The following is a 15125-nucleotide window of genomic DNA, read 5'->3' as shown; positions in this document are numbered from 1 at the left end:
GACGATGCAGCACCATCGCACAGTGCTGCATCGTCCGTGTAGCGTCGCTGCATGGATCCGCAGGCGTTGGCGACGCTGCGCGCGGTGCGCACCCACGGCGGGGTCACCGCCGCCGCCGCCGTGCGGCACCTGACGCCGTCCGCAGTGTCCCAGCAGATCGCGGTCCTGCAGCGCGAGGTGGGTGTGCCCCTGACGCAGCGGGTGGGACGCGGCCTGCGGCTGACCCCCGCGGGCGACGCGCTCGCCGACGCCGCCCTGGACGTGGCGGTCGCCCTCGAGCGGGCCCGGGCGGCCTGCGACGCGTTCGCCGCCCGCCCGCAGGGCACGGTGACCGTCTCGGCGTTCGCGAGCGGCGCGCAGATGCTCCTCCCGGGCCTGCTGACCCGGGTGGCACGGCTCGACGGGGTCGAGGTCCGGTGCGTCGACGAGGACGTCGCGCAGGACGCGTTCGCGGCGCTGACGGACCGGATCGACGTGGTGGTCGCGCACCGCCCCGACCGCAGCCACGACTGGGGCCCGGGCGTACGGGTGGTGCCGCTGCTGCGCGAGCCGCTGGACGTCGCCGTGCCGCTGGACCACCCGCTCGCGGACCGCGACCACGTGGCGCCGGCCGACCTGGCCGACGCGCGGTGGATCGCCGTGCGGGAGGGGTTCCCGGTGGCGACGGTGCTGGCTGCCGTCGCGGCGGGCACGGGCGCCGCACCCACGGTCGTGCACCGCATCAACGACTTCCACGTGGCCGAGGCGCTCGTGGAGGCCGGTCACGGGGTCAGCCTGCTGCCGCGGTGGACGACCCGGGCGGCGGACGGCGTGCGGCTGCGGCTGCTGCCGCTCGTCGGGGTGCGCGCCGGGCGGCGCATCGACGCCCTGGTGCGTGCCGACCGCGCCGAGCGCCTCGTCGTGCGCACGGTCGTCGACGAGCTGGCGGCGCACGCGGCGGGGATCGGTGCCGCGGGCCCGGAGGGCGCAGGCCGCCGTGCGTGACGATCCCCACGGCGCCGCCGCCCCGACCCGCGTGATCGTGGGCCACGGCTGATCCGGCAGGGGACTCTCCTCGCAAACCGGACGAATCCCCGGTACCGTCCGACGACGTGACTCCGGTGGGTGGTGTGCGCATGACGAGCTCGACCGTGCGCGGTGACGCGGACGTGGAGGTCCGCGCCGACGGACTCCCGCAGCGTCGCGCCGTGCTGCCGGTGCGACCGCGGGTGCGGGTGTCGTTCGAGACGCTCGAGGCCACGGTCCGTGGCCTGCGCACCGTCGACGAGCACCAGCGCCCCGTCGACGTCGTGAGCCCCCCGGCCGGCGGCGAGCCGCCGATCCCCGGCCGGCGCTGACCCGGCCCGCACCGGCCCGCCCGCCGGGGCTCAGGGGCCGGTGAGCAGGACGACCTTCCCGCCGGCGCGGCGCGTGCCCAGGAGCCGGTGGGCGTCGGCGACGTCGGCGAGCGGGAACGTCGCGGCGACGTGCACGTCCAGCGCCCCGTCCGCGGCGAGCGCCGACAGGTGAGCCCGCGCGGCCTCCTGCAGGCCCGCCCCGCGCCCCGCGTCCGGCCCGAGGGCGCGCACCCCCAGCGCGGCGGCGCCTGCGGAGGCCGGGAAGGTGACGACGCGGGTGCGGTCCGCGACGAGGGCGACCGAGGCGTCCAGCGCCTCGACGGTGCCCGTGGTGTCGATCGCCACGTCGACGCGGTCGTCGGGGGCCGCGGCGGCCCGGACCCGGTCGAGCAGGCCCGGCCCGGAGGGGATCGGGACGGCGCCGTACCGGTCGAGGCACGTCACGTGCTGCGGCGAGACCGTCGTCACGACGCGAGCGCCGCGCAGCGCGCACAGCTGGACGGCCATGCGTCCCACGCCGCCCGACCCGCCGTGCACGAGCACCACGTCGTGCGCGCCGACGCCGGTCACGTCGACGGCGTGCAGCGCTGCCGCACCCGCGGCCAGCAGACCCGCCGCGGCGGGCGCCGGCAGGCCCGGCGGGCGGCGCACCAGCACCCGCTCGGGGGCCACGACGAGGTCGGCGCAGCCACCGACGACGGGCCAGGCGACGACCTCGTCGCCGGTGGAGAACCACCGGACCGCGGACCCCACGGCCCGCACGACGCCCGCGACCTCCACGCCGAGGCGCACGGTCCCGCCGGGGCCCGGGCCGGGTCGGTGGGCGTCCAGGTCGCCGTGGCCGACGCCCGCGGCGTGCACCTCGACGAGCACCTCGTCGGGCCCCGGGTCCGGCACGTCCACCTCGACGACCCGCAGCACCTCGGGCCCTCCCGGCGCGTGCGCGACGACGGCCCTGCTCCTGTGCGGCACCCCGCCACCCTGGACCGGTCGGGGCCGGCGCGCCACGGGTGCGGCGGTCACCCGAAAGGCGGAGATCCGCACCGTCGTGGGACCTGCTGCGTGCCGCGGCGGCCCGCCGGCGGCGGTGTCTCAGGCCACCGGGCCCAGGACGCGGTCCACGTAGGGGTTGGCGAACAGCCCGTCCGGGTCGACGCGCCGCCGCACCGCGACGGCGTCGGCGAACCGGGGGTACAGCGGTGCCAGCCGGGCCGCGTCGAGGCCATGGAGCTTGCCCCAGTGCGGCCGGCCGCCGACCTCGGCGACGATCCGCTCGACGGCGTCGAAGTACCGGGTGTGCGGCAGCCGGACGTTCTGGTGCACCGCGACGTACGCGGTCGGGCGGCCGTGGGCGGTCGAGAGCCACACGTCGTCGGCGGCCGCGAAGCGCACCTCCACCGGGAACGGCACCGGCTCCCCGGTGCGGCGGACCCAGGCGTCGACCTCCCGCACGACGTCGGCGACGTGCTCGCGGGGCACGGCGTGCTCGGCCTCGCGGAACCGGACGCGGCGGGGCGAGACGAGGACGCGGTCGGAGCGGGCGGTGTACCGGCGGGCGGCGAGCCCGCGCGCGGCGACGGCGTTGAGCCGGGGTGCGAGCGAGGGACGCGCCCCGGCGACGGCGCAGACGAGCCCGAACGCGCCGTTGGCGAGCAGCTCGTCGTCGACGAGGCGGCGCAGGCGCGGCAGCGGCAGGTCGACGTCGTCGGGCGCGCGGTCGTCGACCTTGACCAGCGCGCGGTCGGTGTGCGGGAACCAGTAGAACTCCAGGTGGTCGTGGGCGTCGACGTCCTCCTGGAGGCTCTCGAGCACCGCGGGCAGGCGGGCCGGGCGCTCGGTCGCCAGCAGGCGGAACGCGGGGACCACCTCGACGGTCAGCGCCACGAGGACGCCCGCGGTGCCCAGGCCGAGGCGCGCGAGCTCGAGCAGCCCCCGGTCGGTGCCGGCGTCGACGTCGACCAGGTCGCCGCGCGCCGTGACCAGCCGTGCGCCGACGACCTGGGCCGCGAGGCCGGGCAGCCGGCCGCCGGTGCCGTGCGTGCCGGTGCTCACGGCACCCGCCAGGCTCTGGTGGTCGATGTCGCCGAGGTTGGGCATGGCCAGGCCGCGGGCCGCGAGCGTCGCGTTGAGCTCGCGCAGCCGGACGCCGGCGCCGACGGTCACCCGCGCGGTGCCGTCGGGGCGGGTGCGCACGCGCTCCACGGCGCGCAGCGCGTCGAGCCGGAGCAGGACGCCGTCGGTCGCGGCGGCGGGTGTGAAGGAGTGCCCGGCGCCGACCACCCGCACCCGCAGACCGTCGCGCCGTGCGGCCAGGACGGCCGCGACGACCTCGTCCTCGTCGCGCGGGCGCACGACCCTGACGGGAGCGGCGCACGCCGTGCGTGCCCAGTTCTCCCACGTCGTCGTGGCAGCCGGACGGACCATCGCGATGCCAGGATCGACGTGGTCGGTTGTCCAGGTCAAGTGTTCGAACGACTTGACCAATGTCATGACGACAGATGAGATGATGTCCACCGAGCACGCGGCCGGGGGGGTACGCGTCGCCGTTCGTCGCAAGGAGGGGCCCGTGAACCGACTGCCGGTGGCCGAACGCCGTGAGCAGCTCGTCGAGGCAGCACTGACCGTCGCCACGCGCGACGGGATCGAAGCCGCCACCGTGCGTGCCGTGGCTGCCGAGGCAGGCGTGTCGCTGGGGGTCGTGCACTACTGCTTCCAGGACAAGGACGAGCTGCTGCGCGCGATGGCCCACACCATCACCGAGCGCAACATGGTCCGCGGCGTGGCGGAGATGCCCGACTCCAACGACGTCGGCGTCCTCATGCGCCGCGTCGTCGAGACGCTGTGGCACAACATCCGCAGCACCCGGGGGCCGCAGCTGCTCACCTACGAGCTCACCACGGTCTCGTTGCGGCACGCCGAGCTCAAGCAGGTCGGGGCCGAGCAGTACCGGCTGAGCTGGGGGGCCGCCGACCTGTTCCTCAGCGAGATCGAGCAGGCCGCCGGCATCGTCTGGACGGCGCCGCGCGAACGCCTCGCCCGGTCGATCATCGCCGCCATCGACGGGTTCTCGCTCGCCTGGCTCGTGGACGACGACGAGGAGGCGGCCCTCGACGGCCTGCACCTGTTCGCGCAGTTCCTCGCGTCCCAGACGGCGCCCGCCGGCAGCACGGCCCCGGGCGAGAGCGGGACGCCCGCGGCCGAGCCGGCGGCCGGCCACCACCTGGTCGCCGTGCCCGACGCGGACGACGAGGCGGGGGACCGGCCGGCCCTCGTGTGAGCGTGGGCGCCGACGCCGCACGCCGCCCGGCAGCCGCCGGGACCCTCGGCGCGCGGCTCGGTGCCGCCACGGCCGGCCTCGCCGCACCGCTCGTCGTCGTCGACCTCGACGCGTTCGACGCCAACGCGGACGACCTCGTGCGGCGTGCGGGCGGCGTGCCCGTGCGCGTCGCCACGAAGTCGGTGCGCGTGCGGGCCCTCCTGGACCGGGCGCTCGCGCACCCCGGCACCGCGGGCGTCATGGCCTACTCGCCCGCCGAGGCCCGCCACCTCGTCGACCACGGCGTCGACGACGTCCTGCTCGGCTACCCGACCGTCGACCGGGCGGGCATCGCCGCGGTCGCGTCCTCGCCCGCCGCCGCGTCCGCCGTGACGTTCATGGTCGACGACGACGCCCAGGCCGCCCCGCTCGCCGACGCCGCGCGGCGGCACGGCGGGACGCTGGGCGTCTGCCTCGACGTCGACGCCTCGCTGCGGGTCGGACGCGGCCCGCTGGCGCTGCACCTGGGCGTGCGCCGCTCACCCGTGCGCACGCCCGCCGACGCGGTCGCGCTCGTGCGCGCCCTCACGGCCCGTGACGGGCTGGCGGTGCGCGGCGTCATGCTCTACGAGGCCCAGGTCGCCGGGATGCCCGACACCGACCCCCTCGTGCGCCTCGTCAAGCGCGCCTCGGTCGCCGAGCTCGCGCACCGGCGCCGCGACGTCGTCGACGCCGTCGAGCAGGAGCTGGGCCGGGCCCTGCCGCTCGTGAACTCCGGCGGCACGGGCTCGCTCGAGACCAGCGCGCCGGCGGCCCGGGTCACCGAGGTCACCGCCGGCTCCGGGCTGCTCGCCCCCACGCTCTTCGACGACTACCGGGCCTTCACGCCCCGCCCCGCCGCGTTCGTCGGCCTCGACGTCGTCCGCGTGCCCGGTCCGGGGTGGGCGACCGTGACCGGCGGCGGCTGGGTGGCGTCCGGCCCGGCGGCCCGCAGCCGCCTGCCCCGACCCGTCGCGCCCGCCGGCCTGCGCCTGGCCGGCCGGGAGGGCGCCGGCGAGGTCCAGACCCCGCTGCGCGTGCCCACGGGCGCCGACCTGCGCGTCGGCGACCGCGTCTGGTTCCGGCACGCCAAGGCCGGCGAGGTCATGGAGCACGTCGACCACGTGCACCTCGTGCGGGGCGACCGCGTCGAGGCCACCGTCCCCACGTACCGCGGCGAGGGCGTCGGCATCGGCTGACACGTCCGGGCGGGCCCCGGCGCCCCGGTAGCCTGGGCCGGTGACCCTGCGGCTGTTCGACAGCGGCACCCAGACGGTGCGCGACTTCGTCCCCCTCCACGAGGGGCGCGTCGGCGTGTACCTGTGCGGCGCCACCGTCCAGGCACCCCCGCACGTCGGCCACCTGCGCCCCGTGATCGCGTTCGACGTGCTGGTGCGCTGGCTGCGTCGCGGCGGCACGCAGGTCACGCTCGTGCGCAACGTGACGGACGTGGACGACAAGATCCTCGCCAAGGCCGCCGCCGCGGGCGAGCCGTGGTGGGCGTGGGCCATGACGCACGAGCGGGCCTTCACGGCCGCCTACGACGCGCTCGGCGTGCTGCCCCCCACCTACGAGCCTCGCGCGACGGGGCACGTGCCCGCGATGGTCGAGCTCATGGAGCGCCTCGTCGAGCGCGGCCACGCGTACGTCGCGGGCCCCGGCGACGTGTACTTCGACGTCGGCTCCTGGCCCGCGTACGGCTCGCTGACCAACCAGCGCGTCGAGGCCATGGTCGACGCCCCCGACGACGCGCACCCCGGCGACAAGCGCGACCCGCACGACTTCGCGCTCTGGAAGGCCGCCAAGCCCGGCGAGCCCGCCACGGCCGCCTGGGACACGCCCTTCGGCCGCGGCCGTCCCGGCTGGCACCTCGAGTGCTCCGCGATGGCGCACCGGTACCTCGGCGAGGAGTTCGACATCCACGGCGGCGGGCTCGACCTGCGCTTCCCGCACCACGAGAACGAGCAGGCCCAGTCCCGCGCCGCCGGGTACGGGTTCGCCCGGTACTGGCTGCACAACGGCTGGGTCACGCAGGGCGGGGCCAAGATGAGCAAGTCGCTCGGCAACGGGCTGCTCGTCACCGCCGTGCTCGAGAAGGTCCGCCCCGTCGTGCTGCGGTACGCCCTGACCGCCGTGCAGTACCGCTCCATGCTCGAGTGGACCGAGGACACCCTCCGCGAGTCCGAGGCGACCTGGGAGCGGCTCGCGGGCTTCGTGCAGCGCGCCGCCGAGCGCACCGGTGCCGCGACGCCCGACGAGGTCGCCACGGTCGCGCTGCCCGCGGCCTTCGCCGCCGCGATGGACGACGACCTCAACGTGCCGGCCGCGCTCGCGGTCGTGCACGAGACCCTGCGCGCGGGCAACAGCGCGCTCGCCGCGGGCGACGACACCGCCGCGCGCGGCGCGATGGTCGCCGTCCGTGCGATGCTCGACGTGCTCGGGCTCGACCCGACGAGCGAGCAGTGGGCCGGTACGGACGGGGACGACCGCACCGCGCGGGCGCTCGCCGCCCTCGTGCAGGCCGAGATCGAGGCGCGCGCCGCCGCGCGCGCCTCCCGGGACTGGTCCACCGCCGACGCGATCCGGGACCGCCTCACGGCGGCCGGCGTCGTGGTCGAGGACTCCCCGACGGGCGCCCGCTGGACCCTGGCGGCGCCCACCACCGACGGCACGGAGGACTGATGGCCGGCAACTCCCAGCGGCGCGGGGCGACCCGCAACCCGGGTTCGAAGAAGGGTGCCCGCGTCGGCACCGGCGGCAACGGCCGCCGGGCCCTCGAGGGCAAGGGGCCGACCCCCAAGGCCGAGGACCGCCCGTACCACGTGGCGCACAAGAAGAAGATCGCCGCCGAGCGCGTCGCGGCCCGCCCCGGCGGCTCGGGCCGGCCGTCGGCGGGGGCGTCGCGCAGCGCGGCCGGCTCGCGGGGCGGGCGCACGAGCGCGACCCACGAGATCGTCAGCGGGCGCAACTCGGTGCTCGAGGCGCTGCGCGCCGGCATCCCCGTCTCGACCGTGTACCTGGCGGCCCGCCTGGAGGCCGACGACCGCACGCGCGAGATCATCAGCCTCGCCGCGGACGCCGGCTACCCGCTGCTCGAGGTCGGCCGCGCGGAGATCGACCGCCTCACGGACGGCTCCGTGCACCAGGGCGTCGCGATCCAGGTGCCGCCCTACGCGTACGCGGAGCCCGACGACCTGCTCGACGCGGCCCACGCGGCCGACGTGCCGCCGCTCGTCGTCGCCCTCGACGGCGTCACCGACCCGCGCAACCTCGGCGCCGTGCTGCGGTCCGCCGGGGCGTTCGGCGCGCACGGGGTGCTCGTTCCCGAGCGGCGCGCGGCGGGCGTCACGGCCGCGGCGTGGAAGGTCTCCGCGGGTGCCGCGGCCCGGGTGCCGGTCGCGCGGGCGACGAACCTGGCGCGCACCCTCGGGGAGTACCAGCAGGCCGGCATGTTCGTCGTCGGGCTCGACGCCGGTGGCGACGTGCCGCTCGGCGAGCTGCCGTACGCGGGCGACCCCCTGGTCATCGTCGTCGGCTCCGAGGGCAAGGGGCTCTCGCGGCTCGTGCGCGAGCGGTGCGACGCGATCGCCTCGATCCCCATCGCCGCCGCCGTGGAGTCCCTCAACGCCGGCGTCGCGGCCGGCATCGCGCTCTACGAGGTCGCCCGGCAGCGCACGGCCTGAGCGCCGACGCACGCGGAGCACCGACGCACGACGCCCGCCACCGGTCCGGTGGCGGGCGTCGTGCTGTCAGGTCGGGCGGACGCCGCTCAGAAGCGGAACTCCGAGACGCGGGCCCGCAGGTCCTCCGACATCTGGGCGAGCTCGTTGACCGCGGCGCCCATCTGCCCCAGCACGTGCGAGGACGTCTGGGAGGCGGTGGCGACGCCCACGATGTTCGTGGCGATCTCGCCGGATCCGGTCGCGGCCTCCGCGACGGAGCGGGACATCTCGTTCGTGGTGGCGGTCTGCTCCTCCACCGCGGAGGCGATGGTGAGCTGGTAGTCGTTGATCGAGGCGATGATCGTGCCGATCTCCCCGATCGCGCCGACGGCACCGGTGGTGTCGTGCTGGATCGCCTCGACCCGCTGCGCGATGTCCTCGGTCGCCTTGGCGGTCTCCTGCGCGAGCTCCTTGACCTCCCCGGCGACGACCGCGAAGCCCTTGCCTGCCTCGCCGGCGCGGGCGGCCTCGATGGTCGCGTTGAGGGCCAGCAGGTTCGTCTGCTCGGCGATCGACGTGATGAGCTTGACCACGTTGCCGATCTCCGCGGACGACGTGCCCAGGCGCGCCACCGACTCGTTGGCGGTCTCCGCGGCAGCCGTCGCCGACTGGGCGACGCGGGTCGCCTCGGTCGCGTTCTGCGCGATCTCGCGGATCGACGCGCCCATCTCCTCCGCACCCGCGGCCACGGCCTGCACGTTGCGGCTGACCTGCTCCGCGGCCGCGGCCACCACACCGGCCTGGACCGACGTCTCCTCCGAGCCGGCCGCGACCTGCGACGACGACGCGGAGAGCTCCTCGGCGGCGGCCGCGACGGTCTGCGACGTCGAGACCACGCCCGAGATCGCCTCCCGCAGCGAGGCCTGCGCGCTGTTGAGGTCGGCCGCCAGCAGGCCGAGCTCGTCGCGCGTGTCGATCGGCACGTCGACCGTCAGGTCACGGTCGCGCATGGCACCGGCGGTCCGGCGGACCAGCGCGAGGTCGCGGCGCGTGCGGCGCATGACCACGGTGATGATGATGGCGGCCAGGCCGGCGCCCGCCAGCCCGACGACGACGGTCGTGACGGTCGCCTCCGCGACGGTCGCCTTGTCGGCGGCCACGCGGGCGGTCGCGTCGGCGGACACCGAGTCGATGAGCGCCTGCAGGGCGTCGGACACCTCGCTGGTGATGGGTCGCACCTGCTCGACGTACGCGTCGTGGTAGGCGATCGCCCCGTCCTCGACGGTCGGCTGGATCGCGGTCGACGCGTCCTGGTACCGGGCCACCGCGTCGAGCAGGGCCGTGTACGCGGCCTCGTCGAGCACGTACGGCTCGTAGGCGGTGATGTTCTCCATCGCCTGCGCGTCGAACCCGGCGCGCTCCTCGTCGATACCGGCGCGGTCCTCCTCGAGGACCATGCCGTACTCGAGCACGCGCGCCCGGCTCGCCTGGAACCACCGCTGCGTGTTCTGCAGGTAGGTCTGCGGGGTGACCGCGTTCTCCTCGAGGGCCTCGATCTCCGACGCCAGCGCGCCGAGGCGGTTGACGCCCACGGCCGACACGGCGACGAGCGCGGCCAGCGTCACGGCGAACGCCAGCCCGATGCGCACCAGGAGGGACAGGTCGGCGAACCGACGACGGGGGGCAGGCATGGCGGGAGGACCTCCACGGGATCGCACGGGGACGCCGGTCGACGCCCCTGCGTCCCTCCCATCGGCCACCGTCACCCGCGGGTGAACCGCGCACCGGGTGAACGACCGTCCAGGTGCCCTGCGGTCAGCCGATCATCTGGTCCGGGTCGTACCCGTCGTCGTCGCGCAGGTCCTCCGGGCGCGTGCCGAGCACGGCCTGCTCGTCGGGTCGGGTCGGCAGGATGTCCTGCACGTAGCTGCGCGCGACCTCGACCATCGGCACGTCGCGGTGCTGCTGCTGCGACATGTACCACCGGTGGTCGAGGAGCTCGTGGTACACCTGCGCGGGCTCGAGCTTGCGGCGCAGGTCCCGGGGCACCGCCCGCACCGCGGGCTCGAACACGTCGGTCAGCCAGTCGTGCGCGACGAACGCCTCGTCCTCGGCCTGCCGGTCCGTCGTGGCCCGGAACTCGTCGAGGTCGTTGAGCAGCCGGCGGGCCTGGTTCTCGCCCACGTCCAGGCCCGTGAGGCGCATGAGCCGGCGCGAGTGGTGCCCGGCGTCGACGACCTTCGGCTGGATGCGCACGGTCGTGCCGTCGAGGTCGGTGAGGATGTCGAGCTCGCCGACGTCGAAACCCAGGTCGTTGAGCCGGTCGATGCGGGCCTGCACGCGCCACCGCTCGCCGAACCCGAAGGACTCCGTCTCGGTCAGGGCACGCCACAGCTCGCCGTACCGGGCCGCGAGGGCGTCGCCGATCGCGACGGCGTCCTCGTCCTCGTCGAGGAACTCCCCGGCCTGCAGGTCCATGAGCTCGCCGATGATGTTGACCCGGGCGACCTCGAGGTCGTACGAGCGCTGCCCGTCCGTCAGCCGGTCGTGCAGGTCGCCCGTCTCGGCGTCGACGAGGTAGGCGGCGAACGTCTCCGCGTCGCGGCGGAACAGCGTGTTCGACAACGACACGTCGCCCCAGTAGAAGCCGCCCAGGTGCAGCCGGACCAGCAGGACCGCGAGGGCGTCGATGAGGCGGGTCGCGGTGTCCGGCCGCAGCGACTGGCTGAACAGGGCGCGGTACGGCAGCGAGAACTGCAGGTGCTGCGTGATGAGCACCGCCTCGAGGGGCTCGCCCTCGGGGGACCGGCGTCCCGTGATGACGCCGACCGGCTCGACGCTCGGGACCTCGAGCTTGCGCAGCTGCCGCAGCAGCTCGTACTCGCGGTACGCGACGGTCTCGCCGATCTCCTTGATGGCCACCACACGCCCCGACATGCGGGCGAACCGCACCACGTGCCGGGAGATGCCCCGCGGCAGCGCCGCGAGCGTCTCGGCCGGCCAGTCCTCCAGCGGCACGTGCCACGGGAGGTCGAGGAGCGCCGGGTCGGGGTTGGCCGCCGTGATCTGGAGGCGCTGTGCCGTGCCGCTCATGCGTCGATCCTCTCAGGTCGGCCGTAGGACCTGCGCGCCGGGCCTCCGCGGAGCCACCGTGCGGGTCCGCGGGGGCCCGGCGGGCAGACGACGAGGCGGGCCCGGGATGACCCCGGACCCGCCTCGTGCGTGGTCGTACCGGTGCGTCAGGCGGGGATGCGCTCGCCCGAGCCGGCGTGGAACAGGTGCTGCTCGTTGGGGCGGATGCGGACGTGGATCGTCTCGCCCTTGCCGGGGACCTGGCGGGGGTCGACGCGCACGATGACCTGCGCGTCGCCGGCGCCGGAGTGGACCTCGGCGGCCTGGCCGAACTCGTTGGTGAGCTCGCCGTAGACGAACGCGTCGGAGCCGAGCTCCTCGACGATGTTCACGACGACCGGGAACGAGTCGGGCGTGCCGGCGGGCACGACGTCGAGCGACTCGGGCCGGAAGCCGACCGTGATGTGGCCCTTGTCGTCCTCGGTGAGGCCTGCGACGACGTCGCGGGGCAGCGCCATCCGCGAGCGGCCGACGGCCGCGGCACCCTCGGACACCGCGAAGGTGCCGATGTTCATGGCCGGGGAGCCGATGAAGCCGGCGACGAACACGTTGGCGGGCGTGTCGTACATGTCCCGCGGCGTGCCGACCTGCTGGAGGATGCCGTCCTTGAGGACCGCGATGCGGTCGCCCATCGTCAGGGCCTCGGTCTGGTCGTGCGTGACGTAGACCGTGGTGACGCCGAGGCGGCGCTGCAGCGAGGCGATCTGCGTACGCGTCTGCACGCGGAGCTTGGCGTCGAGGTTCGACAGCGGCTCGTCCATGAGGAACACCTGCGGCTGACGCACGATCGCGCGGCCCATGGCGACGCGCTGGCGCTGGCCGCCGGACAGGGCCTTGGGCTTGCGGTCGAGGTACTGCGACAGGTCGAGGATCTTGGCCGCCTCCTCGACGCGCTGGCGGATCTCCGCCTTCGGCGTGCCGGCGATCTTCAGGGCGAAGCCCATGTTGTCCGCGACCGTCATGTGCGGGTACAGCGCGTAGTTCTGGAAGACCATCGCGATGTCGCGGTCCTTCGGCTGGACGTCCGTGACGTCGCGGTCGCCGATGAGGATGCGGCCGGCGTTGACGTCCTCCAGGCCGGCGAGCATGCGCAGCGAGGTCGACTTGCCGCAGCCCGAGGGGCCGACGAGGACGAGGAACTCGCCGTCCTCGATGTGGAGGTTGAGGGCGTCCACCGCGGGACGCTCGGTGCCCGGGTACACCCGGGTCGCGTGGTCGAAAGTGACCGTGGCCATGAGCGATCAATCCCTTCACCGGCAGGTACGTGCCGGACGATCCGTCGTGAAGAGTGTCAACGCACGGTCGGTGGAGGGACCGTGCTCGAGCCCTGTGTCTCCGCTGACACGGATCGAGAGCGGGCTCCGGGGAGTCCCCTCTCGGTCGTGGTCAGTATGGCACAGATCACCCTGCCACCCGGCGGGACCGTGGTGCCCGGGGAGGTCACCGTCCCCAGGTGGCGGCGAGGTCGGCGAGGACCGCGACGACCTCGTCGGGGGACCCGACGCGGTACGCGGCCGCGGTCGGCCCGGCGCCCACCTTGACCGTGACGTCGGTGGCGCCGAGCGCGGCGAACGCGTGCTCGTCGGTGACGTCGTCGCCCGCGTAGAGCACCACGGGTGCGCCGAGCTCGCCGCGCAGCGCCTGCAGGGCCGTGCCCTTGTCGGCGGGCAGCACCGTGAGCTCGACGACGTCCTTGCCGTGCAGCGTGCCGCAGCCCAGCTCGGTGCCCAGCGCCAGGGCCTGCGCCTCGGCCTCGGCGCCGACGTCGGGCTCGGCGAGGCGGGTGTGCACGACGACGGCCGTGGGCTTGGTCTCGACCCACACCCCGTCGCGGCCGCGGGCCACGGCGGCGGCCCGGGCGCCCAGGGCCGCGAGCCGGTCGGCCTGCGCGTGCGTGAGCTCGACGACGTCGCGGTCCAGGCCGAAGGTCGTCACGCGGGCACGCTCGGCGCCGTGGCTGCCGATGAGGAACGTGCCCGCGGGCACCTGAGCGAGGGCCTGCAGGTCGGCCATCGACCGGCCCGACACCAGCGCCAGCTCCAGGCCGGTGCGCCCGGCGAGCGTGGCCAGGGCGTCGACGCCGGCGGGCAGGATGCGCGAGGCCGACGGGTCGTCCTGAAGCGGCGCGAGGGTGCCGTCGAAGTCCAGCGCGACGAGCAGCGGGTGCGCGCCGGGGTCGGCCGCGAGGGCGTGCAGCCGCTCGGTCAGCGCGCGGGCGTCGCGCTGCTCGGCGCTCACTCGCCGCTCCTCGGGACGGCGGCCAGCACCGCGAGGAACTGCTCGGACCACGCGCGCACGTCGTGCGAGAGCACGCGGCGGCGCAGGCGGCGCATGCGCTTGCGGGACTCGCGGGGGTCCAGGTGCGCGGCGTACGTGATCGCGTCCTTGGTGCCGGCGATGTCGTGCGGGTTGACGAGGATCGCGCCCTGCAGCTCGTCGGCGGCGCCGGTGAACTCGCTGAGCACGAGGGCCCCGCGGTCGTCCGAGCGGGCCGCGACGTACTCCTTGGCGACGAGGTTCATGCCGTCGCGCAGCGCCGTGACGAGCATGACGTCGGCCGCGAGGTACAGGGCCGCCATCTCCTCCATCGGGAACGACTGGTGCAGGTACTGCACGGGCGCGTGCCCGACCTGGCCGTAGTCGCCGTTGATGCGGCCCACGAGGAGCTCGACCTCGTCGCGCAGCTGCTGGTACGCGCCGACGTTCTCCCGGCTGGGGCTGGCGACCTGCACGAGCGTCGTCGTGGTGGGCGACAGCCGCCCGTCCTCGAGGAGCTCGCCGTACGCCTTGATGCGGTGCCGGATGCCCTTGGTGTAGTCGAGCCGGTCGACGCCGAGCAGCAGGACCTCCGGGTCGCCGAGCTCCTTGCGGATCTCCATGGCGCGCTGCTGCACGGCCGGGGTGCGGGCCAGGGTGTCGAAGGCGGTCGAGTCGATCGAGATGGGGAACGCCGCCGCGCGCACGTGCCGCTGCGCGTCGGTGCCCTCGCCGATCGTCACGACCTGCCCGCGCGTGGTCAGGTCGGTGAACCGGCGCACGACGCGCACGAAGTTCGACGCGTCCCCGCCGCGCTGGAAGCCCACGAGGTCCGCACCCAGCAGCCCCTCGACGACCTGCCGCCGCCACGGCAGCTGGGCGAAGATCTCCAGCGGGGGGAACGGGATGTGGTGGAAGTACCCGATCCGCAGGTCGGGCCGCAGCTCGCGCAGGAACGCCGGCACGAGCTGCAGCTGGTAGTCGTGCACCCAGACGGTGGCCCCGTACGCGGCCTGCGACGCCGCGGCCTGCGCGAACCGCCGGTTCACGCGCTGGTACGCGTCCCACCACTGCCGGTGGAAGGTCGGTGGGGCGATGACGTCGTGGTAAAGCGGCCACAGGGAGTCGTTGGAGAAGCCCTCGTAGTACCGCTCCACCTCGTCGGACGTGAGCATCACCGGCACCAGCCGGGTCCCGTCGACGTCGAAGGGCTCCAGCTCGAGCCCGGGCGAGCCGCCCCAGCCCACCCAGGCGCCGTCGGCCTGGGCCATGACGGGGGCCAGGGCGGTCACCAGACCGCCCGGGGACCGGGTCCACGTGGTCTGGCCGTCCTCGCCGACGCTCACGTCGACGGGGAGGCGGTTGGCGACGACGACCAGGTCCTGGCCGTCGGTCGGCACCTGCTCGGGCACGGTGGATCAACTCCTCGGATGGCTGGTCACG

At 75.3% G+C, this 15125-nt stretch carries 13 protein-coding genes; 6 read left to right on the top strand and 7 right to left on the bottom strand.

Translation table 11 applies throughout. From position 1 onward, the window contains the following. Positions 1 to 51 precede the first annotated feature (51 nt). Together FBY24_RS03660 and FBY24_RS03655 are read left to right on the top strand one after the other, a co-directional pair. A complete protein-coding gene (locus FBY24_RS03660) occupies positions 52 to 984 on the top strand; it encodes a LysR family transcriptional regulator (RefSeq protein ID WP_142158165.1) in 933 nt (310 codons plus the stop codon). Between the two features lie 131 nt (positions 985 to 1115). After that, complete coding sequence (locus FBY24_RS03655) at positions 1116 to 1337, top strand: hypothetical protein (protein WP_142158163.1); 222 nt, start codon at positions 1116 to 1118, stop codon at positions 1335 to 1337. A gap of 30 nt (positions 1338 to 1367) precedes the next feature. On the opposite strand, the gene FBY24_RS03650 is transcribed toward FBY24_RS03655, so the two are convergent. Together FBY24_RS03650 and FBY24_RS03645 are read right to left on the bottom strand one after the other, a co-directional pair. Continuing rightward, complete coding sequence (locus FBY24_RS03650) at positions 1368 to 2309, bottom strand: NADP-dependent oxidoreductase (RefSeq protein WP_142158161.1); 942 nt, start codon at positions 2307 to 2309, stop codon at positions 1368 to 1370. A gap of 120 nt (positions 2310 to 2429) precedes the next feature. Next, positions 2430 to 3761 (bottom strand): D-arabinono-1,4-lactone oxidase, encoded by a 1332-nt coding sequence (locus tag FBY24_RS03645; protein WP_174243462.1) that lies wholly within the window; start codon positions 3759 to 3761, stop codon positions 2430 to 2432. Between the two features lie 142 nt (positions 3762 to 3903). On the opposite strand from FBY24_RS03645, the gene FBY24_RS03640 reads away from it, so the two are divergent. From FBY24_RS03640 to rlmB, 4 genes are read left to right on the top strand one after another with little or no spacing between them, the layout of a single operon-like run. After that, complete coding sequence (locus FBY24_RS03640) at positions 3904 to 4614, top strand: TetR/AcrR family transcriptional regulator (protein WP_142158159.1); 711 nt, start codon at positions 3904 to 3906, stop codon at positions 4612 to 4614. 2 nt (positions 4615 to 4616) lie between these two features. Continuing rightward, positions 4617 to 5831, top strand: a complete 1215-nt coding sequence (locus tag FBY24_RS03635; RefSeq protein ID WP_142158157.1) for an alanine racemase — start codon at positions 4617 to 4619, stop codon at positions 5829 to 5831. Between the two features lie 40 nt (positions 5832 to 5871). Beyond that, on the top strand, positions 5872 to 7314 hold the full coding sequence (gene cysS / locus FBY24_RS03630; RefSeq protein WP_142158154.1) for a cysteine--tRNA ligase: 1443 nt from the start codon (positions 5872 to 5874) through the stop codon (positions 7312 to 7314). Then, positions 7314 to 8315, top strand: a complete 1002-nt coding sequence (rlmB, locus tag FBY24_RS03625) for a 23S rRNA (guanosine(2251)-2'-O)-methyltransferase RlmB (RefSeq protein WP_142158152.1) — start codon at positions 7314 to 7316, stop codon at positions 8313 to 8315. The genes cysS and rlmB overlap by 1 nt, the downstream gene beginning before the upstream one ends. A gap of 86 nt (positions 8316 to 8401) precedes the next feature. On the opposite strand, the gene FBY24_RS03620 is transcribed toward rlmB, so the two are convergent. From FBY24_RS03620 to FBY24_RS03600, 5 genes are all read right to left on the bottom strand, one after another. Continuing rightward, the gene (locus tag FBY24_RS03620) at positions 8402 to 9985 is read right to left on the bottom strand and encodes a methyl-accepting chemotaxis protein (protein ID WP_142158150.1); all 1584 of its coding nucleotides are present in this window, start codon (positions 9983 to 9985) and stop codon (positions 8402 to 8404) included. A 124-nt stretch (positions 9986 to 10109) separates the two neighbouring features. Further along, positions 10110 to 11387 (bottom strand): DUF4032 domain-containing protein, encoded by a 1278-nt coding sequence (locus FBY24_RS03615; RefSeq protein WP_142158148.1) that lies wholly within the window; start codon positions 11385 to 11387, stop codon positions 10110 to 10112. A gap of 146 nt (positions 11388 to 11533) precedes the next feature. Next, positions 11534 to 12661: an ABC transporter ATP-binding protein gene (locus FBY24_RS03610; protein ID WP_142158146.1), complete on the bottom strand. Its 1128-nt coding sequence runs from the start codon at positions 12659 to 12661 to the stop codon at positions 11534 to 11536. 205 nt (positions 12662 to 12866) lie between these two features. Beyond that, complete coding sequence (gene otsB / locus FBY24_RS03605; protein ID WP_142158145.1) at positions 12867 to 13664, bottom strand: trehalose-phosphatase; 798 nt, start codon at positions 13662 to 13664, stop codon at positions 12867 to 12869. Next, on the bottom strand, positions 13661 to 15094 hold the full coding sequence (locus tag FBY24_RS03600; protein ID WP_142158143.1) for a trehalose-6-phosphate synthase: 1434 nt from the start codon (positions 15092 to 15094) through the stop codon (positions 13661 to 13663). Before FBY24_RS03600 ends, otsB begins: the two co-directional genes overlap by 4 nt. Positions 15095 to 15125: the final 31 nt, after the last annotated feature.

The sequence above is a fragment of the Cellulomonas sp. SLBN-39 genome (assembly GCF_006715865.1).
Lineage (GTDB): Bacteria > Actinomycetota > Actinomycetes > Actinomycetales > Cellulomonadaceae > Cellulomonas.
The sequence above is the reverse complement of the archived record's forward strand: the minus strand, read 5'-3'. Positions and strand labels throughout refer to the sequence as shown.

Excerpts from the sequence above, each read along its gene's own strand:
- FBY24_RS03660 (WP_142158165.1), top strand. The coding sequence starts at position 52 with ATGGATCCGCAGGCGTTGGCGACGCTGCGCGCGGTGCGCACCCACGGC.
- FBY24_RS03655 (WP_142158163.1), top strand. The coding sequence starts at position 1,116 with ATGACGAGCTCGACCGTGCGCGGTGACGCGGACGTGGAGGTCCGCGCC.
- FBY24_RS03645 (WP_174243462.1), bottom strand. The coding sequence starts at position 3,761 with ATGGTCCGTCCGGCTGCCACGACGACGTGGGAGAACTGGGCACGCACG.
- rlmB (WP_142158152.1), top strand. The coding sequence starts at position 7,314 with ATGGCCGGCAACTCCCAGCGGCGCGGGGCGACCCGCAACCCGGGTTCG.
- FBY24_RS03620 (WP_142158150.1), bottom strand. The coding sequence starts at position 9,985 with ATGCCTGCCCCCCGTCGTCGGTTCGCCGACCTGTCCCTCCTGGTGCGC.
- FBY24_RS03615 (WP_142158148.1), bottom strand. The coding sequence starts at position 11,387 with ATGAGCGGCACGGCACAGCGCCTCCAGATCACGGCGGCCAACCCCGAC.
- FBY24_RS03610 (WP_142158146.1), bottom strand. The coding sequence starts at position 12,661 with ATGGCCACGGTCACTTTCGACCACGCGACCCGGGTGTACCCGGGCACC.